Raw genomic sequence first — 19,347 nt, 5'->3', positions numbered from 1 at the left:
TTGATTCTTAGATGATTAGGATTTTAACTTTCAGCGTTTATCTCCTGTGAACTCTAAATTTTGAAATATATTTTTGAATTGGTGATTGGCAATTTGTGACAACTATCTACGCTATCGCCTCCTATGAATAGATCTCTCCGTTTTAAACTCTTGAAAAAGTTTACTTCGCTGATTCAACCGTTAACAACGCAAATGAATCGCAGGGGGATTCCGGCAAGAGAAGGATTATTGACCATAGTGAGTGTAGGTTTGTTTATTCTATTTGCACTAAATCCTTTTTCTTCGCATGCGCAGTTTCCTTACGATGAAAGTTTTAGAAATTCAACTACCAATAAGCCGGATGTAAAATTTGGAGGGGAGCCTACTGCATTTCTTACAGCGCTTTATCCAATTACTGGCTCAGTGACAGATGCACAGGGAGAAGGATATTTGCGGCTGACAAATAATAAAACTAAACAAAAAGGTTATGTTTATTCTAATAATGTTTTTCTCGGAACTTATGGTTTAAATATCGAGTTTGAGTACTTTACTTATGGAGGTGGCACTAATGGTGCTGATGGTCTTAGTTTCTTCTTATTTGATGCGGCGGTTACCGATGCTGATTTTAATATTGGTGGATTTGGCGGATCGCTGGGATATGCTCAACTCAATAAGGATGGCAGAGATTACAAAGGAGTTAGCAAGGGATATTTAGGTATTGGTTTAGATGAATTTGGAAACTTTTCAAATCATGGGGAGGGCAGACAAGGCAATAAAGATCAGATTGCCAATAGCATAGTTCTTCGTGGTGCGGGAGATGGGTCTGCTTATATACCTACAAATTATCCTTTACTTACGACAGTTAAAACTTCAACACTGGCAACTGATCCATTTAATATTGCCGGAGGTTCACGAACTGCAAAGGATGGAGAACCGGAATACCGCAAAGTGTTTATTAATTTGGTACCCAGGCCGGGTGGTGGATTATTAATTAGTGTGAGCGTTAAACATGGTAGTGTGATTACTCCGGTAATTGTTAAATATCCTTATACTACACCTATTCCTGCGAAAGGTTTGAAGTATGGAATTGCTTCTTCAACCGGAGATAATGTGAATTATCATGAGATCAGAGGTTTAACTTTGACGGTCGATAAAAGTGTATTGAGCCAGCCTGAGGCTCCGAGTCCTTTAACGAATATTTGCCAGGGTGCATCTGGTAGTTTGGATATATTGACCGGGGCAACAAAACCAAATGCAGGAGGAGAACCAAATCCGGATAATGTAGACCTTAACCCGCTAACTCCAGAGATTGATCGGCAAGTAGTAACAGATGCAGGTACTTTTGTATTTGATAATGTGAACACCAGGCTGCTTACTTATACTCCTAAACCCGGTTTTAGTGGTAGTTCTGCATCAATAAAGTTTACTTTTATGGATGTTTACGGAGCTAAATCAACAGTAGGTACGGCTACATTTAATATTAACTCACCAATAATTACGATACAGCCGGTAAGCTCCACTATTTGTGAAAACTCTGGTTTTACACCTACCGTAGCAGCAACAGGGCCGGATCTTTCTTATCAATGGCAGGTTAATACTGGCGGTGGCTGGAATGTTGTTGCAGATCCTGATGGATCATTAGGATCAAAGACAAATACGCTTAATATCAGCAGAGTGCCATTTACTTATAATGGCTATAAATATAGGGTTCAGGTTAGTTCTCCAGGCGGATGTAATGTTATCTCTGATATCATAAACCTAACGGTTAACCAATTGCCTACAGCAGCAATCTCACCTTTAAAGCAAGATGTATGTCAGGATAGCCCTGATATTCCGGTTACATTCAGCGGAAAGTATGGAACAGGACCTTATACTTTCTATTATACGATTAGTGACGGAACAGTTAAAAGTGCGATTAAGACTATTACTACAACAGGTTCTAATAATAGTACTACAATAAATCATCCTACTAATGTACCTGGGGTCTTCACTTATGAGATTGTAAAGGTTTCCAATTCAACTTGTAGCAATGACCTTATATCAAGGAGTAAACTTACTATTATACCTAATGCTTCAGTAGGATTGGCTCCTTTATCTGGTTCTGCTATTCAAAATGTATGTGTAGGTATACCTATGCAATCAATAGTTTATCAGATTAAAGACGCTGATGAAGCGACTGTAAGTTTTAATAAAATTAATTCAGATATAACGTTTGTTTATGATGCTGTAAAACAAACAATAACGATAAGCGGAACTTCATCTTTAGTAGGAAAATTTCCTTTTACTGTGAGTACAATTGGTGGTTGTTCTACAGCTAATATTTCAGGAGAGATCAATGTTTTACCGAATACTACAATCGCATTGACTTCAGCAGTGAAAAGTGATCAGCAGAATGTTTGTATTAATAATTCAATTACTCAGATTGAGTATCAGGTGACTAATGGTAAGAATGCTACTGTGGTTGGTTTACCATCAGAAATGATTTGGGTTTACAATGCTGTAACTGGTAAATTTACGATCAGCGGCACGCCAGCTACAGCCGGTTTGATTACTTATACGATCACTGCGACGGGAGATTGTCAACCGGCAAGTATTACAGGAACAATCAATGTGAAGCCGGATGTTTCTCTTGTATTGCTTTCAGGAGCGAAAGACCAGACAATGTGTATCAATGTTGCAATCACGCCAATCGTTTATACGGTAGCGAATGAAACGGGTGCTACAGTTGAAAACCTTCCAGCTGGAATAATCTGGAAGCGTGAGAATGGTAAGATCACGATCAGTGGTACACCAACTGCAACAGGTTCATTACATTATAAGATCACAGCGACAGGGGATTGTCAGCCTGCTATTGCTGAAGGAGATTTAACAGTTAAACCAGATGTTTCTCTTGTGTTGCTTTCAGGAGCAAAAGACCAGACGATTTGTATCAACACAGCGATTGAGCCTATCGTTTATACGGTTGCAAATGAAACTGCCGTTACAGTTGTGAACTTGCCAGCTGGAGTAAACTGGATTCAGACAGGTAATAAGGTCACGATTAGTGGTACGCCAACGGTATCTGGAACATTACATTATAAAATCACAGCTACAGGGGGATGTCAGCCTGCTATTGCTGAAGGGGATTTAACTGTTAAACCGGATGTTTCATTAACATTATTATCTGGTGCTAAAGACCAGGCCGTGTGTATCAATGTGGCGATTGAGCCTATCGTTTATACGGTAGCAAATGAAACTGCCGTTGCGGTTGTGAACCTTCCAGCTGGAGTAAACTGGATTCAGGCAGGTAATAAAGTCACGATTAGTGGTACACCAACGGTTTCAGGTACATTACATTATAAGATCACAGCGACAGGGAATTGTCAGCCTGCTATTGCTGAGGGGGACTTAACGGTTAAACCGAATGTTTCTCTTGTTTTGTTTTCAGGAGCAAAAGATCAGACGATTTGTATCAACACAGCGATTGAGCCTATCGTTTATACGGTTGCAAATGAAACTGCCGTTGCGGTTGTGAACCTGCCAGCTGGAGTAAACTGGATTCAGGCAGGTAATAAGGTTACGATTAGTGGTACGCCAACGGTATCTGGAACATTACATTATAAAATCACAGCTACAGGGGGATGTCAGCCAGCTATTGCTGAAGGGGATTTAACTGTTAAACCGGATGTTTCATTAACATTATTATCTGGTGCTAAAGACCAGGCAGTGTGTATCAATGTGGCGATTGAACCTATCGTTTATACGGTAGCAAATGAAACTGCCGTTGCGGTTGTGAACCTGCCAGCTGGAGTAAACTGGATTCATGCAGGTAATAAAGTCACGATTAGTGGTACACCAACGGTTTCAGGTACATTACATTATAAGATCACAGCGACAGGGAATTGTCAGCCTGCTATTGCTGAGGGGGACTTAACGGTTAAACCGAATGTTTCTCTTGTTTTGTTTTCAGGAGCAAAAGATCAGACGATTTGTATCAACACAGCGATTGAGCCTATCGTTTATACGGTTGCAAATGAAACTGCCGTTACGGTTGTGAACCTTCCAGCTGGAGTAAACTGGATTCAGGCAGGTAATAAGGTGACGATTAGCGGTACGCCAACGGTATCTGGAACATTACATTATAAAATCACAGCGACTGGGAATTGTCAGCCTGCTATTGCTGAGGGGGACTTAACGGTTAAACCGGATGTTTCATTAACATTATTATCTGGTGCTAAAGACCAAGCCGTGTGTATCAACACAGCGATTGAGCCTATCGTTTATACGGTTGCAAATGAAACTGCCGTTACGGTTGTGAACCTGCCAGCTGGAGTAAACTGGATTCAGGCAGGTAATAAGGTTACGATTAATGGTACGCCAACGGTATCTGGAACATTACATTATAAAATCACAGCGACTGGGAATTGTCAGCCTGCTATTGCTGAGGGGGACTTAACGGTTAAACCTGATGTTTCATTAACATTATTATCTGGTGCTAAAGACCAGATTGTATGTATTAATGTGGTGATTGAACCTATCGTTTATACGGTTGCAAATGAAACTGCCGTTACGGTTGTGAACCTGCCAGCTGGAGTAAACTGGATTCAGGCAGGTAATAAGGTTACGATTAGTGGTACACCAACGGTTTCAGGTACATTACATTATAAGATCACTGCAACAGGGAATTGTCTGCCTGCTATTGCTGAGGGGGACTTAACGGTTAAACCAGATGTTTCTCTTGTGTTACTTTCAGGAGCAAAAGACCAGACGATCTGTATCAACACAGCGATTGAGCCCATCGTTTATACGGTTGCAAATGAAACAGGGGCTACAGTTGAGAACCTTCCGGCAGGAATAATCTGGAAGCGTGAGAATGGCAAGATCACGATTAGCGGTAGACCAACTGCAACAGGTTCATTACATTATAAGATCACAGCGACAGGGAATTGTCAGCCTGCTATTGCTGAGGGAGATTTAACAGTTAAACCTGATGTTTCTCTTGTATTGCTTTCAGGAGCAAAAGACCAGACGATCTGTATCAACACAGCGATTGAGCCTATCATTTATACTGTAGCAAATGAAACAGGTGCTACAGTTGAGAATCTTCCGGCAGGAATAATCTGGAAGCGTGAGAATGGAAAGATCACAATCAGCGGAACACCAACGGTTCCAGGTACATTACATTATAAAATTACAGCGACAGGGGGATGTCAGCCTGCTGTTGCTGAAGGGGATTTAACTGTTAAACCGGATGTTTCTCTTGTGTTACTTTCAGGAGCAAAAGACCAGACGATTTGTATCAATGTGGCAATTGAACCTATCGTTTATACGGTTGCAAATGAAACTGCCGTTACGGTTGTGAGCCTGCCAGCTGGAGTAAACTGGATTCAGACAGGTAATAAGGTTACGATTAGTGGTACGCCAACGGTTTCAGGTACATTACATTATAAGATCACAGCGACAGGGAATTGTCAGCCTGCTATTGCTGAAGGAGATTTAACTGTTAAACCAGATGTTTCATTAACATTATTATCTGGTGCTAAAAACCAGGCCGTGTGTATCAACACAGCGATTGAGCCTATCGTTTATACGGTTGCAAATGAAACTGCCGTTACGGTTGTGAACCTTCCAGCTGGAGTAAACTGGATTCAGGCAAGTAATAAGGTCACGATTAGCGGTACGCCAACGGTATCTGGAACATTACATTATAAGATCACAGCAACAGGGAATTGTCTGCCTGCTATTGCTGAGGGGGACTTAACGGTTAAACCAGATGTTTCTCTTGTGTTACTTTCAGGAGCAAAAGATCAGACGATTTGTATCAACAGAGCGATTGAGCCCATCGTTTATACGGTTGCAAATGAAACAGGGGCTACAGTTGAGAACCTTTCGGCAGGAATAATCTGGAAGCGTGAGAATGGCAAGATCACGATTAGCGGTACACCAACTGCAACAGGTTCATTACATTATAAGATCACAGCGACAGGGGATTGTCAGTCAGCTATTGCTGAAGGAGATTTAACGGTTAAACCGGATGTTTCTCTTGTGTTACTTTCAGGAGCAAAAGATCAGACGATTTGTATCAACACAGCGATTGAGCCTATCGTTTATACGGTTGCGAACGAAACAGGTGCTACAGTTGAGAACCTTCCGGCAGGAATAATCTGGAAGCGTGAGAATGGAAAGATCACAATCAGCGGAACACCAACGGTTCCAGGTACATTACATTATAAAATTACAGCGACAGGGGATTGTCAGCCTGCTATTGCAGAAGGCGATTTAACTGTTAAACCTGATGTTTCATTAACATTATTATCTGGTGCTAATGACCAGATTGTATGTGTTAATGTGGCGATTGAACCTATCGTTTATACGGTTGCAAATGAAACTGCCGTTATGGTTGTGAACCTGCCAGCTGGAGTAAACTGGATTCAGGCAGGTAATAAGGTTACGATTAGCGGTACGCCAACGGTATCTGGAACATTACATTATAAAATCACAGCTACAGGGGGATGTCAGCCTGCTATTGCTGAAGGGGATTTAACTGTTAAACCGGATGTTTCATTAACATTATTATCTGGTGCTAAAAACCAGGCCGTGTGTATCAATGTGGCGATTGAGCCTATCGTTTATACGGTTGCAAATGAAACTGCCATTACGGTTGTGAACCTGCCAGCTGGAGTAAACTGGATTCAGGCAGGTAATAAGGTCACGATTAGCGGTACGCCAACGGTATCTGGAACATTACATTATAAGATCACAGCAACAGGGAATTGTCTGCCTGCTATTGCTGAGGGGGACTTAACGGTTAAACCAGATGTTTCATTAACATTATTATCTGGTGCTAAAGACCAGGCGGTGTGTATCAACACAGCGATTGAGCCTATCGTTTATACGGTAGCAAATGAAACTGCCGTTACGGTTGTGAACCTTCCAGCTGGAGTAAACTGGATTCAGGCAGGTAATAAAGTCACGATTAGTGGTACACCAACGGTTTCAGGTACATTACATTATAAGATCACAGCGACAGGGGATTGTCAGCCTGCTATTGCTGAGGGGGACTTAACGGTTAAACCGAATGTTTCTCTTGTTTTACTTTCAGGAGCAAAAGATCAGACGATTTGTATCAACACAGCGATTGAGCCTATCGTTTATACGGTTGCAAATGAAACTGCCGTTACGGTTGTGAACCTTCCAGCTGGAGTAAACTGGATTCAGGCAGGTAATAAGGTGACGATTAGCGGTACGCCAACGGTATCTGGAACATTACATTATAAAATCACAGCGACTGGGAATTGTCAGCCTGCTATTGCTGAGGGGGACTTAACGGTTAAACCTGATGTTTCATTAACATTATTATCTGGTGCTAAAGACCAAGCCGTGTGTATCAATGTGGCGATTGAACCTATCGTTTATACGGTTACAAATGAAACTGCCGTTACGGTTGTGAACCTTCCAGCTGGAGTAAACTGGATTCAGGCAGGTAATAAGGTTACGATTAATGGTACGCCAACGGTATCTGGAACATTACATTATAAAATCACAGCGACTGGGAATTGTCAGCCTGCTATTGCTGAGGGGGACTTAACGGTTAAACCGAATGTTTCTCTTGTTTTACTTTCAGGAGCAAAAGATCAGACGATTTGTATCAACACAGCGATTGAGCCTATCGTTTATACGGTTGCAAATGAAACTGCCGTTACGGTTGTGAACCTTCCAGCTGGAGTAAACTGGATTCAGGCAGGTAATAAGGTCACGATTAGCGGTACGCCAACGGTATCTGGAACATTACATTATAAAATCACAGCGACTGGGAATTGTCAGCCTGCTATTGCTGAGGGGGACTTAACTGTTAAACCAGATGTTTCTCTTGTGTTACTTTCAGGAGCAAAAGACCAGACGATCTGTATCAACACAGCGATTGAGCCTATCGTTTATACTGTAGCAAATGAAACTGTCGTTACGGTTGTGAACCTTCCAGCTGGAGTAAACTGGATTCAGGCAGGTAATAAGGTCACGATTAGCGGTACGCCAACGGTATCTGGAACATTACATTATAAGATCACAGCGACAGGGAATTGTCAGCCTGCTATTGCTGAGGGGGACTTAACAGTTAAACCGAATGTTTCTCTTGTATTGCTTTCAGGAGCAAAAGACCAGGCGATTTGTATCAACACAGCGATTGAGTCTATCATTTATACTGTAGCAAATGAAACAACAGGGGCTACAGTTGAGAACCTTCCGGCAGGAATAATCTGGAAGCGTGAGAATGGCAAGATCACGATTAGCGGTACACCAACAGTATCAGGTGCATTACATTATAAAATTACAGCTACAGGGGATTGTCAGTCAGCTATTGCTGAAGGAGATTTAACAGTTAAACCGGATGTTTCTCTTGTGTTATTTTCAGGAGCAAAAGATCAGACGATTTGTATCAACACAGCGATTGAGCCTATCGTTTATACGGTTGCGAACGAAACAGGTGCTACAGTTGAGAACCTTCCTGCGGGAATAATCTGGAAGCGTGAGAATGGGAAGATCACAATCAGTGGAACACCAACGGTTTCAGGTACATTACATTATAAAATTACAGCGACAGGGGATTGTCAGCCTGCTATTGCAGAAGGCGATTTAACTGTTAAACCAGATGTTTCATTAACATTATTATCTGGTGCTAAAGACCAGACGATCTGTATCAATGTGGCGATTGAACCTATCGTTTATACGGTTGCAAATGAAACTGCCGTTACGGTTGTGAACCTGCCAGCTGGAGTAAACTGGATTCAGGCAGGTAATAAGGTTACGATTAATGGTACGCCAACGGTATCTGGAACATTACATTATAAAATCACAGCTACAGGGAATTGTCAGCCTGCTATTGCTGAGGGGGACTTAACGGTTAAACCAGATGTTTCATTAACATTATTATCTGGTGCTAAAGACCAGGCCGTGTGTATCAATGTGGCGATTGAGCCTATCGTTTATACGGTTGCAAATGAAACTGCCATTACGGTTGTGAACCTTCCAGCTGGAGTAAACTGGATTCAGGCAGGTAATAAGGTTACGATTAGTGGTACACCAACGGTATCTGGAACATTACATTATAACATCACAGCTACAGGGGGATGTCAGCCTGCTATTGCTGAAGGGGATTTAACAGTTAAACCTGATGTTTCTCTTGTATTGCTTTCAGGAGCAAAAGACCAGATGATCTGTATCAACACAGCGATTGAGCCTATCATTTATACAGTAGCAAATGCAACAGGGGCTACAGTTGAGAACCTTTCGGCAGGAATAATCTGGAAGCGTGAGAATGGCAAGATCATAATTAGCGGTACACCAACATTATCAGGTGCATTACATTATAAGATCACTGCCACAGGAGATTGTCAGCCTGCTATTGCAGAAGGCGATTTAACAGTTAAACCAGATGTTTCTCTTGTATTGCTTTCAGGAGCAAAAGACCAGACGATTTGTATCAACACAGCAATTGAGCCTATCGTTTATACAGTAACAAATGAAACAGGGGCTACAGTTGAGAACCTTCCGGCAGGAATAATATGGAAGCGTGAGAATGGCAAGATCACAATCAGTGGTACACCAACGGTTTCAGGTACATTGCATTATAAAATCACAGCGACAGGTGATTGTCAGCCTGCTATTGCTGAAGGAGATTTAACAGTTAAACCTGATGTTTCATTAACATTATTATCTGGTGCTAAAGACCAGATTGTATGTGTTAATGTGGCGATTGAGCCTGTCGTTTATACGGTGGCAAATGAAACAGGGGCTACAGTTGAGAACCTTCCGGCAGGAATAATCTGGAAGCGTGAGAATGGAAAGATCACGATCAGTGGTACACCAACAGTATCAGGTGCATTACATTATAAAATCACAGCGACAGGGGATTGTCAGCCTGCTATTGCAGAAGGCGATTTAACAGTTAAACCCGATGTTTCTCTTGTATTGCTTTCAGGAGCAAAAGACCAGATAGTTTGTATCAACACAGCGATTGAGCCTATCGTTTATACGGTAGCAAATGAAACTGCCATTACGGTCATGAACCTGCCAGCTGGAGTAAACTGGATTCAGGCTGGCAATAAGATCACGATCAGCGGAGCACCAACTGCAGTAGGTACACTAAATTATAAAATCACAGCTACCGGTGATTGCCAGCTTGCGGTAGTTGAAGGTAATTTAATCGTTAAACCAGATGTAACGATTGCTTTAACTTCAGCAGTGAACACTGACCGTCAGGAATTGTGTGTAAATAAAACGATTGTACAAATCGAATACCAAACAACTAATGGTAAAAATGCTACGATTACAGGCTTACCAGCAGGACTGACATCAAATTACGATCCTGCAACAGGCAAATTCACCATCACCGGAACGCCATCCACAGCCGGCCTGATCACTTATACAATCACCGCAACAGGAGACTGTAAATCAGCAAACATAACCGGGAAAATCTTAGTCAAACCAAACGTTGAACTGGTATTAACCACTGGCAGCAATAACCAATCAACCTGCATCAATACACCAATTTCAAACGCTACTTACACTGTAAGCAATGGAACCGCAATTGCAACTAACCTTCCACCAGGCTTAATCCAAAACTATGCAAACGGCGTATTGACCATCAGCGGAATTCCTTCGCAATCAGGAACATTCCTCTATACAATAGCCGCTACCGGAGACTGTGGTACTCAAGAACTTCAAGCACAGCTCAAGGTATATCCAAATGCGATGATGGAACTTACTTCTCCAGCAGGAAGTGATCAACCAGTCTTATGTCTGAATACGCCAGTTAATCCGATAATTTACAAAATAACAAATGCTACAGGTGCAACAACATCAGCCCTTCCAGCAGGACTAAACGGAACCTATAATCCTGATACGAAAGAATTGATCATTACAGGTACACCTTCAATATCAGGAACTTTTCCTTATACTGTAACTACTACCGGAGGCTGTGCATCAGTAACTCTTAGTGGTATAATTCAAGTAAATCCAAATACAACCTTACAATTAATCTCTTCATCTCAGACCGCAAGTCAAACATTATGTGTAAATAGTAATAATCTGCAAACCATTACCTATCAAACTACAAATGCGATAAATGCAACAGTAACTGGCCTGCCAGCAGGATTAATGTGGTCATACAACAACAATCAGCTTAAAATAAACGGCGTTCCAACGCAATCAGGAACATTCAACTATATTGTTAGTACTACCGGTTTATGTCAAACCCAGCAACTTAGCGGAACAATAATTATCAGTCCTGATCCAATTGGCTTTAATGACGTCATTAGCAGTTTGACTTGCACAAATAACAGCATTCAGTACAATCTGCAAGACAATGTGAATAATACTGCAAATGGAGGGAATTCAGTTCCAGCAACATTTACATGGACAGTTGCCCCAAATAATAACGTTAGAGGATTGAATAATGGCTCAGGAAATAACATCAGCGCAACTTTAATTAATACAAGTCATAACCCTCAGCAAATCATCTATACCGTTACCCCAACTTCAGTTACAGGAGGCTGTCCTGGAAAAACTTTTACTGTTACTATTAATGTACCGGTATGCAGCAGTTTGACTATTACAAAAACTGCAAATGTAAACGTTGTTTCAGCAACAGGAGACCAGATACAATATACTATCACAGTAAAAAATACAGGTACAGCCAACCACACTAATGTTCAGGTAACAGATCCATTTTTAGGAGGTTTATTAAGAGGCCCGGTTTACGGAGATAATGGAAATGGAATTCTGGAAGCTAATGAATCATGGGTATATACAGGAACTTACCGTGTTACTCAAACAGACATCGATGAAAATGGGAAACCAAATGCAAGATCGGGTAAAATCATTAACACGGCAAGCTTGACCACAGCAGAAATATCAACCCCTTTAATAGCGGTTGCCACAGTTGATATTGTAACCAGCGGATCAATCGTACTGGTTAAAACAGGCGTGATCCGTAGTGACTTCTCTACGATCATTTACACTTTCAAAATAACGAATAACGGAAGAGTGAAACTCTATAACCTGAATCTGATGGACACCAAAATTGGTGGACAAATAAACCTGGGAACTAATGAAATTGCTGCAGGAGCATCGATCACAGTTACCGCAACTTATAAAATATCTGATGAAGAAAAAAGAGATGGAAGGGTCGTCAATACTGCGACTGTTAAAGGAAATACGCCATCTGGTGATCCTGTTTCTGATATTTCAGGCACACAAGCGAATAATGATGAGCCAACCGTTCACATTATTGTAGATGCACCGCAGGCATTAGATGATAAAGCCGAAGTTCAGATTAATCAGACTATTGTGATTCATATTGCAGGAAATGATATAGCCTCACTAAATGGCCTGAATAAAGCAAGTATAGAAAATACACAACCATCAAACGGAAGGTTAGACGTGCATACGGATGGAACTGTTACTTATACTCCAAACAAGGGGTATTCAGGGAAAGATGAATTCACTTATTATATCTATGATTATAAAACCGGGACGCCAAACAAAAGTAACAGAGCTACTGTAACCATTACTGTTATTCCAATCGACTTATTCATTCCAAATACGATCACTCCAAACGGAGATGGTAAAAATGATACTTTCAAAATTATTGGAAGAGAAAGTTTTGATGGCATTGAACTGATGGTGTTCAACCGCTGGGGTAATGAAGTTTACAGAAATAACAATTACCTGGATGAATGGGATGGCTCCGGGTTAACAGAAGGAACTTACTATTATGTCATCACCTTGAAAAAAGCCGGAAGTAAGGTGAATAAAAATGGCTGGATACTTATAAAAAGATAATGAAGAAACTGTATAAAATATTACTGCTTATTTGCTCAATCGGTTTATTAACCGGTCATGCTTCTGCGCAGCAAAATATTCAGTTCTCCCAATATATATTCAATACCCTGAGTGTAAATCCCGCATACGCAGGATACAAAGAAGAATGGTTTGCTCAAATGGCGTTGCGTAACCAATGGGTAGGGATTCAAGGGGCACCTAAAACCGGACAAATCTCTATTGACGGGATTTTAGATCCGCAGACCACTAAACATGGAGTTGGTGTGCAAATCACTTCCGATAAATTAGGCCCTCAAACTTCCAATTCAATCACCTTGAATTATGCCTTCCGGATACAACTTGATGGAGCAGATACGCGTCGCTTGAGTTTCGGTTTAGGGGTAGGAGCAGCACAATACGGCTTAGATGGAAGTGCGCTGACTACAGTTGATGGAGGGGATGGCTCAGTTCCAACAGGAGGTTCCAGTAAAATTGCCCCGGATTTCCGTGCAGGTATATATTATACTACACCCTATTGGTATGCGGGTATATCTGCCCTTAACCTGTTATCAAATAGTAAATCTGTTGATGATTACAGAAGAAGTACAAATATTGCTGATAACATTGTCCGCACCAGGCATATGTACTTTGTGGCAGGTGCATTGATCAATGCCTCTACAGATTTGAGGTTCAGGCCAAGCGTGATGATCAGAGAAGATTTTAAAGGTCCTACCAATGCAGATTTTAATATCATGGCTATATTCAATGATAAAGTCTGGCTTGGCGGAGGGTACCGCACAAGTGTTAAAGCCTTTAAAAAAGAATATCAAAATACTGATGTGGCCAGTCAGGCCGCACTGATTGGAATTGCCCAGTTTTATGTGAATGAACGCTTCAGAATAGGTTATTCTTATGATTATGCACTCTCTAAACTCAATGGTTACCAATCTGGAACACATGAAATTACTGTAGGGATAGCTTTCGGAAAAGCACCTAAAGCATCTATCTGCCCAAGAGTATTCTAAACCAGGTTGTTATTGATCCTGAAGGCTATATAGTAATATTTCCATTGCCATATCGTCCACATCTTTGCTTGAATTACTCAGCACAACAAGGCCAGTTTGCTTTTCCTTTATAAAACCACAGTAACTTCTGAAACCGCCGGTCCCTCCATTATGCCAGATAATAGTATCATCATTAAAGAATTGGGTAACCCAGGCGAGCCCCCTCCCATAGCCTGGCTGGATATCAGTTTGATGATGGGGGAACGAAAAATCTTTACTGTACGCATTGATATTTGCGCGAAGATAAACTAACATATCTTCAAGGTCAGACTTTAATCCTCCAGCAGCTTTAAAAGCAGCTAAATCCCAATAACCTGCCTCTTCACCATTTTCATGGTCATAACCTGTAAGTAAATTGTGATTTGTTAAAGGAATTTCATAAGTTGTATTGTTCATTCCTAGTGGAAAAGTAATCACTTCCTGAAGCAATTTTTCTAGTGGCAATTGATAAAGATCTTCCAATATCATCCCCAGTATAGCAAAACCAAGGTTTGAATATTCGGCTCTTGTTACTGGAAGTTCCTCCACAACAAAACGGCTCAGATATTCATTAATCATTTCTTTCGAATAATTCAGATATGGATTTTTCTCTTTGTAATCCGAATGCGAATCAAAATTCTCAGGAAGACCCGGTAAACCTGAAGTATGGTTGCAAAGATCTATAATTCTTATAGGTGTTCCCTCAAATTGCAGATTTTGATAATCCCCTGATAAGTATTTTCTGATATCATCATTTAATTTGATTTTGCCCTGATTGATCGCATACGTAAGTATAACAGCAGTAAAAGTTTTGGAAATTGAACCAATCTCATAAAGAGAATGGCTGTCTGGCAAAGTATGATTATCCAGGTGTGTCTCTCCATAAAAGAACGTTTCAGTATGCGTTCCCCGGATCAAACCAATACTCAGACTCCTGTTATTTGGGTCCTGAAGATATTTAATAGCCTGCTGATCAATAAAGCACTGCAGTGGAGTTGTTAATCTATTAGTAGACAGAATGGTCAGTGGATCTCTGATATTTAAGATTTCCTCTTCCTGATGGACTGGTTCCCAATTTACTAAAGCAAGCAAATCATCCGCTGTTAAAGCTATCTTTAAAGAGAGTTCCCCATATTTGAAATTTATAAGATACTCAGCTACCTCTTGTTCAGTCTTTATAAATTCCCAGGAAGTAATTTCCCCAAGGCTTCGTTTCAAATCGTAATGGTAAAAATCCATAACCGTCTTTTCAGCAACATGCTGCTTAAATTCATCAGCATGCAAAAGATAGATTTCAGAAAACTGATCATGGTTATAAAATCCGGCCAGCTGGATGATCATTTGTTCAGGATTCATATGGCAAGGGAATTACAACTCAGGTTTTAGTTTCGCCCATACATTCTCTGCAACTATTTTGTGGCCTTCTGGTGTTGGATGAATTCCGTCTTTTTGGTTTAAACGAGGAATACCACCAACGTTCTTCAGCAAGAAAGGCAGGAATTCCATCTTATTTTTTTTAGCAAGGGCAGGGAAGATCGCCGCAAAAGCTTTGGTATATTTTTCGCCCATACTTGGGGGCATCTGCATCCCGGTTAGCATTAACTTCGCTTTTGGATATTTCTTTTTTACCTGATCTACTACAGCTTGTAAGTTTGCTGCTGTTTCTTCTACAGGAACACCTCTTAAACCATCATTTGCACCTAATTCCAGGACAAAAATATCAATTGGTTGTTTCAGTAACCAGTTGATACGGCTTTTTCCTGCTGCAGAAGTTTCTCCGCTCAAACCACCATTAATTACTTTATAGGATAAATGTAAAGAATCAATTTTCTGCTGGATCAGCGCAGGAAAAGCCTGTTCTGGATTTACACCTAAACCAGCCGTTAAACTAGTTCCGAAAAACAGAATATGTTTAACCGGACCTTGTTTTTTTGGATGCGCTACTTCAACAGAATCTTTTACCGGTGTTGTTGCTGTCTGATCAGTCTTTTTATCCATATCACCACAACTGGACAATAGCACAGCTGCAATTATTAAAACGATGTAATTATAACGTAACTTAATGCTCTTCATCTTATAAAAGGATTGGTTTTTGATATGTTAACGGTAACAAAATACCATCTGTTGCGTCAAATATCAATAAATATCATCATTTAACCTTATTTCTTTGGAAACCATCTTAAATATAAAAGAAGTCAGTAAACAATATAAAAGTGCAGCTTCCTCATTGACTATACTTGATCATATCAATTTCTCTATACAGAGAGGCTCTACTGTATCAATTACAGGACCTTCAGGTAGCGGAAAAACTACGTTTTTAGGTTTATGTGCGGGGTTAGACCGGGCTACTTCAGGTAGTGTGGAATTAAACCATGTCGTATTAGATCAGCTCTCAGAAGACGAAAGAGCAGCAGTCCGTAACCGTTATGTAGGCTTCATTTTTCAAAACTTTCAATTGCTTCCTACATTAACTGCTATAGAAAATATCATGGTACCGCTTGAGTTGAGAGGCGAAAAAAATATCCGTCCACGGGCAATGGAATTATTAGATAAAGTGGGTTTAACAGATCGCGCGAATCATTATCCTGTGCAACTTTCTGGCGGTGAACAACAACGAGTGTCTTTAGCAAGAGCATTTTCTAATACCCCTGCAATTTTATTTGCTGATGAACCCACGGGAAATCTGGACGGAGAAACCAGTGAAAAGGTAATTCGTCTTCTTTTCGATTTAAATAAAGAAGCTGGAACAACCCTTGTAATTGTTACCCATGATCTGGAACTGGCATCGCGGACTGATCGGATTATCAAGTTGAAAAGTGGAGTAATCATAGCTGACGAACAAAAAACTTATGCCTGATCAACTACCTGTTTTCCGAAAAAATGTCCCTGTTTCCTGGTTATTCAAGATGGCATGGCGGGATAGCCGTAAAAACCGGTCCAGACTATTTCTTTTTACTTCTTCTATTATTTTAGGGATTGCAGCTTTGGTAGCTGTTTATTCTTTTAGTGATAATTTGCAGCGGGATATTGATGAACAAGCTAAAACATTAACCGGAGCAGATCTGATTATTGATAGCCGCAAAGAAATCAGCAAACCAGTATTGGCTATGCTGGACACTTTAGGTGATCAGCGCGCAAAGGAACAAAGCTTTCCTTCGATGCTTTATTTTATCAAAGGACAGGGGAGCCGTTTAGTTCAAATTAAGGCGCTTCAAGGTCAGTATCCTTTTTACGGAACCATAGAAACGGCACCCAAATTAGCCGCTAAACAACTTGACCAGGGACGAAATGCACTCGTGGACAAAACTGTAATGTTGCAATTTAATGCGAAGCCCGGCGACTCTGTCCAAATTGGTAAAGTTAACTTTGCGATTGCAGGTTATTTAGAACAGGCACCAGGACAATCAGGGATTATGGCTTCCATTTCACCCATAGTTTATATTCCTTTTAAATATCTGAAACAGACCGGACTGGCGCAGTTTGGCAGCCGGATTCACTATTCTTTTTATTATAAATTCAATCAATCAGCGGCTATTCATCTTTTATTGAAAAAGATCAAGCCTGTTTTAGATAAAGAGGGAATGGACCACGAGACCATTGCTTCTAAAAAACAAAGTACTGGACGTGCCTTTCAGGATCTGAGTCAATTTCTTTCTCTGGCAGGGTTTATCGCTTTATTATTAGGTTGTATTGGAGTTGGAAGTGCAATTCACGTATATATTAGTGAGAAACTGGCTGCGATTGCGACTTTACGTTGCCTGGGAGTAAGTGCTTGGGAAGCTTTCTTTATTTACCTCATTCAATTGACTTTTATCGGGTTTGCAGGTGCTGTGGCAGGTGCAATAATTGGCTCCGGACTGCAATTTTTATTACCCTATGTACTGAAAGATTTTTTGCCGGTAGATTTTACCATGCAGCTTTCCTGGGGGGCGATTTTTCAGGGGATTATAACGGGGGTGGTGATTGCGATACTTTTTGCTTTACCCTCTCTTTTATCGGTTCGCCGGATATCTCCGCTTAATGCAATAAGACTATCTTTTGAGCAGGTTAAACTCAAAGCAGATCCACTGAAAATTATAGTTTATCTAATCATTTTCTTATTTGTACTGGGGTTTACTTATCTCCAGATGAATAGCTGGTTGCAGGCGCTTATCTTTTCAGGTGCATTGTTAGTCACTATATTGATATTTTACGCACTATCAGTATTATTATTGGCGCTGGTTAAAAAAACGATACCAAAAGGTATAGCCTATACCTGGAGACAAGGATTCTCCAATCTTTACCGGCCAAATAACCTGACGCTGATGCTCATTGTAGCTATTGGTTTATCGACTACATTGATTGCTACGCTATATTTCGTTCAGGGAATACTCATTAATAAGGTCACGATCTCGTCTGGGAAAGATCAGCCAAATATGGCTCTTTTCGATATTCAGGACGATCAGGTTGAGGGTGTAAATGCACTCACTAAGCAATATAATTTACCTTTAATGAACCAGGTTGCAGTCGTAACGATGCGCCTGGAAGAAATTAATGGTAAAACGGCTTCACAATTGGCTGAGGCCGATAGTTTGAAAAAGAAGGAACCTGAAAATGGGGATAATCAAAAGCGGGAAAGTTCGTCGTCTGCCTTTAAAAATGAGATCAGGGCTACTTTTCAAACACAACTAACCAGTGCAGAAAAAATCACAGCAGGAAAGTGGGTTGGGAGCGTTAACTATCCGAAGGATATAGTCTATATCTCACTTGATGAACGCTATGCAGAAAGAATTGGCGTGAAAGTAGGAGATAAGATGCTTTTTAATGTTCAGGGAATGATGATTCCAACAGTTATCGGAAGTCTCAGGAAAGTGGAGTGGGGGAAAGTGCAAACTAATTTTCGCGTCCTATTTCCTGCTGGTGTTTTAGAAGAAGCCCCTAAATTCCATGTGCTGATGACTAAAATTCCTGATGCACAAACTTCTGCAAAATTCCAGGCTGCCGTAGTGCGGAGTTTTCCAAATATTTCAGTTATTGATCTCGGACTGGTACTGCAAGTTTTGGACACTTTATTAGGTAAAATCAGTTTTGTAATTCGCTTCATGGCCTCATTCAGCATTATTACAGGCTGGATTGTATTGATCTCTGCTGTACGAAGCAGTAAAAATCAAAGGCTTCGGGAAATTGTACTCTTAAGAACTATTGGTGCAAAAGGAACACAGATTCTTTCTATCACAGCTATTGAATATCTATTTCTTGGTGTGCTTGCTGCCGCAGCAGGAATGGTCATTGCCCTGGCAGGAAGCTGGGCGCTGGCAACCTATATTTTCGACGCAGTTTTTACACCGGAGCCTTTACCTATAGTATTATTATTTAGTGCAGTGACCTTGATTGTAGTGATCACAGGAATGAGCAGTAGCAGAGGAATATTGAAGCATCCACCTTTAGAAGTCTTAAGAAAAGATAGTTAAGAGAAAATGTTCTTAAAACGGGAAATTCGGAACAATGTTTGCATATTGTGTGGAAAATTCAGATTCACACCAAAATA

The 19,347-nt window shown here is 40.7% G+C and carries 6 protein-coding genes; 4 read left to right on the top strand and 2 right to left on the bottom strand.

Annotated features, from left to right (window positions below; translation table 11 throughout):
- Positions 1-123: 123 nt before the first annotated feature.
- Entirely contained in the window at positions 124-12,798 is a 12,675-nt protein-coding gene (locus AY601_RS11345; protein WP_157287865.1) for a DUF7507 domain-containing protein, read from the top strand.
- Entirely contained in the window at positions 12,798-13,802 is a 1,005-nt protein-coding gene (locus tag AY601_RS11340; RefSeq protein WP_068400819.1) for a type IX secretion system membrane protein PorP/SprF, read from the top strand. The genes AY601_RS11345 and AY601_RS11340 overlap by 1 nt, the downstream gene beginning before the upstream one ends.
- Before the next feature lie 9 nt (positions 13,803-13,811).
- Here the strand turns inward: AY601_RS11340 and AY601_RS11335 are convergent, their stop codons facing one another.
- Both AY601_RS11335 and AY601_RS11330 read right to left on the bottom strand, forming a co-directional pair.
- Positions 13,812-15,176, bottom strand: coding sequence for a serine hydrolase domain-containing protein (locus AY601_RS11335; RefSeq protein ID WP_068400816.1), 1,365 nt, complete (start codon positions 15,174-15,176; stop codon positions 13,812-13,814).
- Positions 15,177-15,188: 12 nt separating this feature from the next.
- Positions 15,189-15,893, bottom strand: a complete 705-nt coding sequence (locus AY601_RS11330; RefSeq protein ID WP_068400812.1) for an arylesterase — start codon at positions 15,891-15,893, stop codon at positions 15,189-15,191.
- A gap of 94 nt (positions 15,894-15,987) precedes the next feature.
- Between AY601_RS11330 and AY601_RS11325 the strand changes: the two genes are divergently transcribed.
- Positions 15,988-16,677 carry an ABC transporter ATP-binding protein gene (locus tag AY601_RS11325; RefSeq protein WP_068400809.1) on the top strand — a complete coding sequence of 230 codons (690 nt, stop codon included), beginning with the start codon at positions 15,988-15,990 and terminating at the stop codon, positions 16,675-16,677.
- Positions 16,670-19,270 carry an ABC transporter permease gene (locus AY601_RS11320; RefSeq protein WP_068400806.1) on the top strand — a complete coding sequence of 867 codons (2,601 nt, stop codon included), beginning with the start codon at positions 16,670-16,672 and terminating at the stop codon, positions 19,268-19,270. Before AY601_RS11325 ends, AY601_RS11320 begins: the two co-directional genes overlap by 8 nt.
- Positions 19,271-19,347: the final 77 nt, after the last annotated feature.

Source organism: Pedobacter cryoconitis (assembly GCF_001590605.1).
Lineage (GTDB): Bacteria > Bacteroidota > Bacteroidia > Sphingobacteriales > Sphingobacteriaceae > Pedobacter > Pedobacter cryoconitis_A.
The sequence above is the reverse complement of the archived record's forward strand: the minus strand, read 5'-3'. Positions and strand labels throughout refer to the sequence as shown.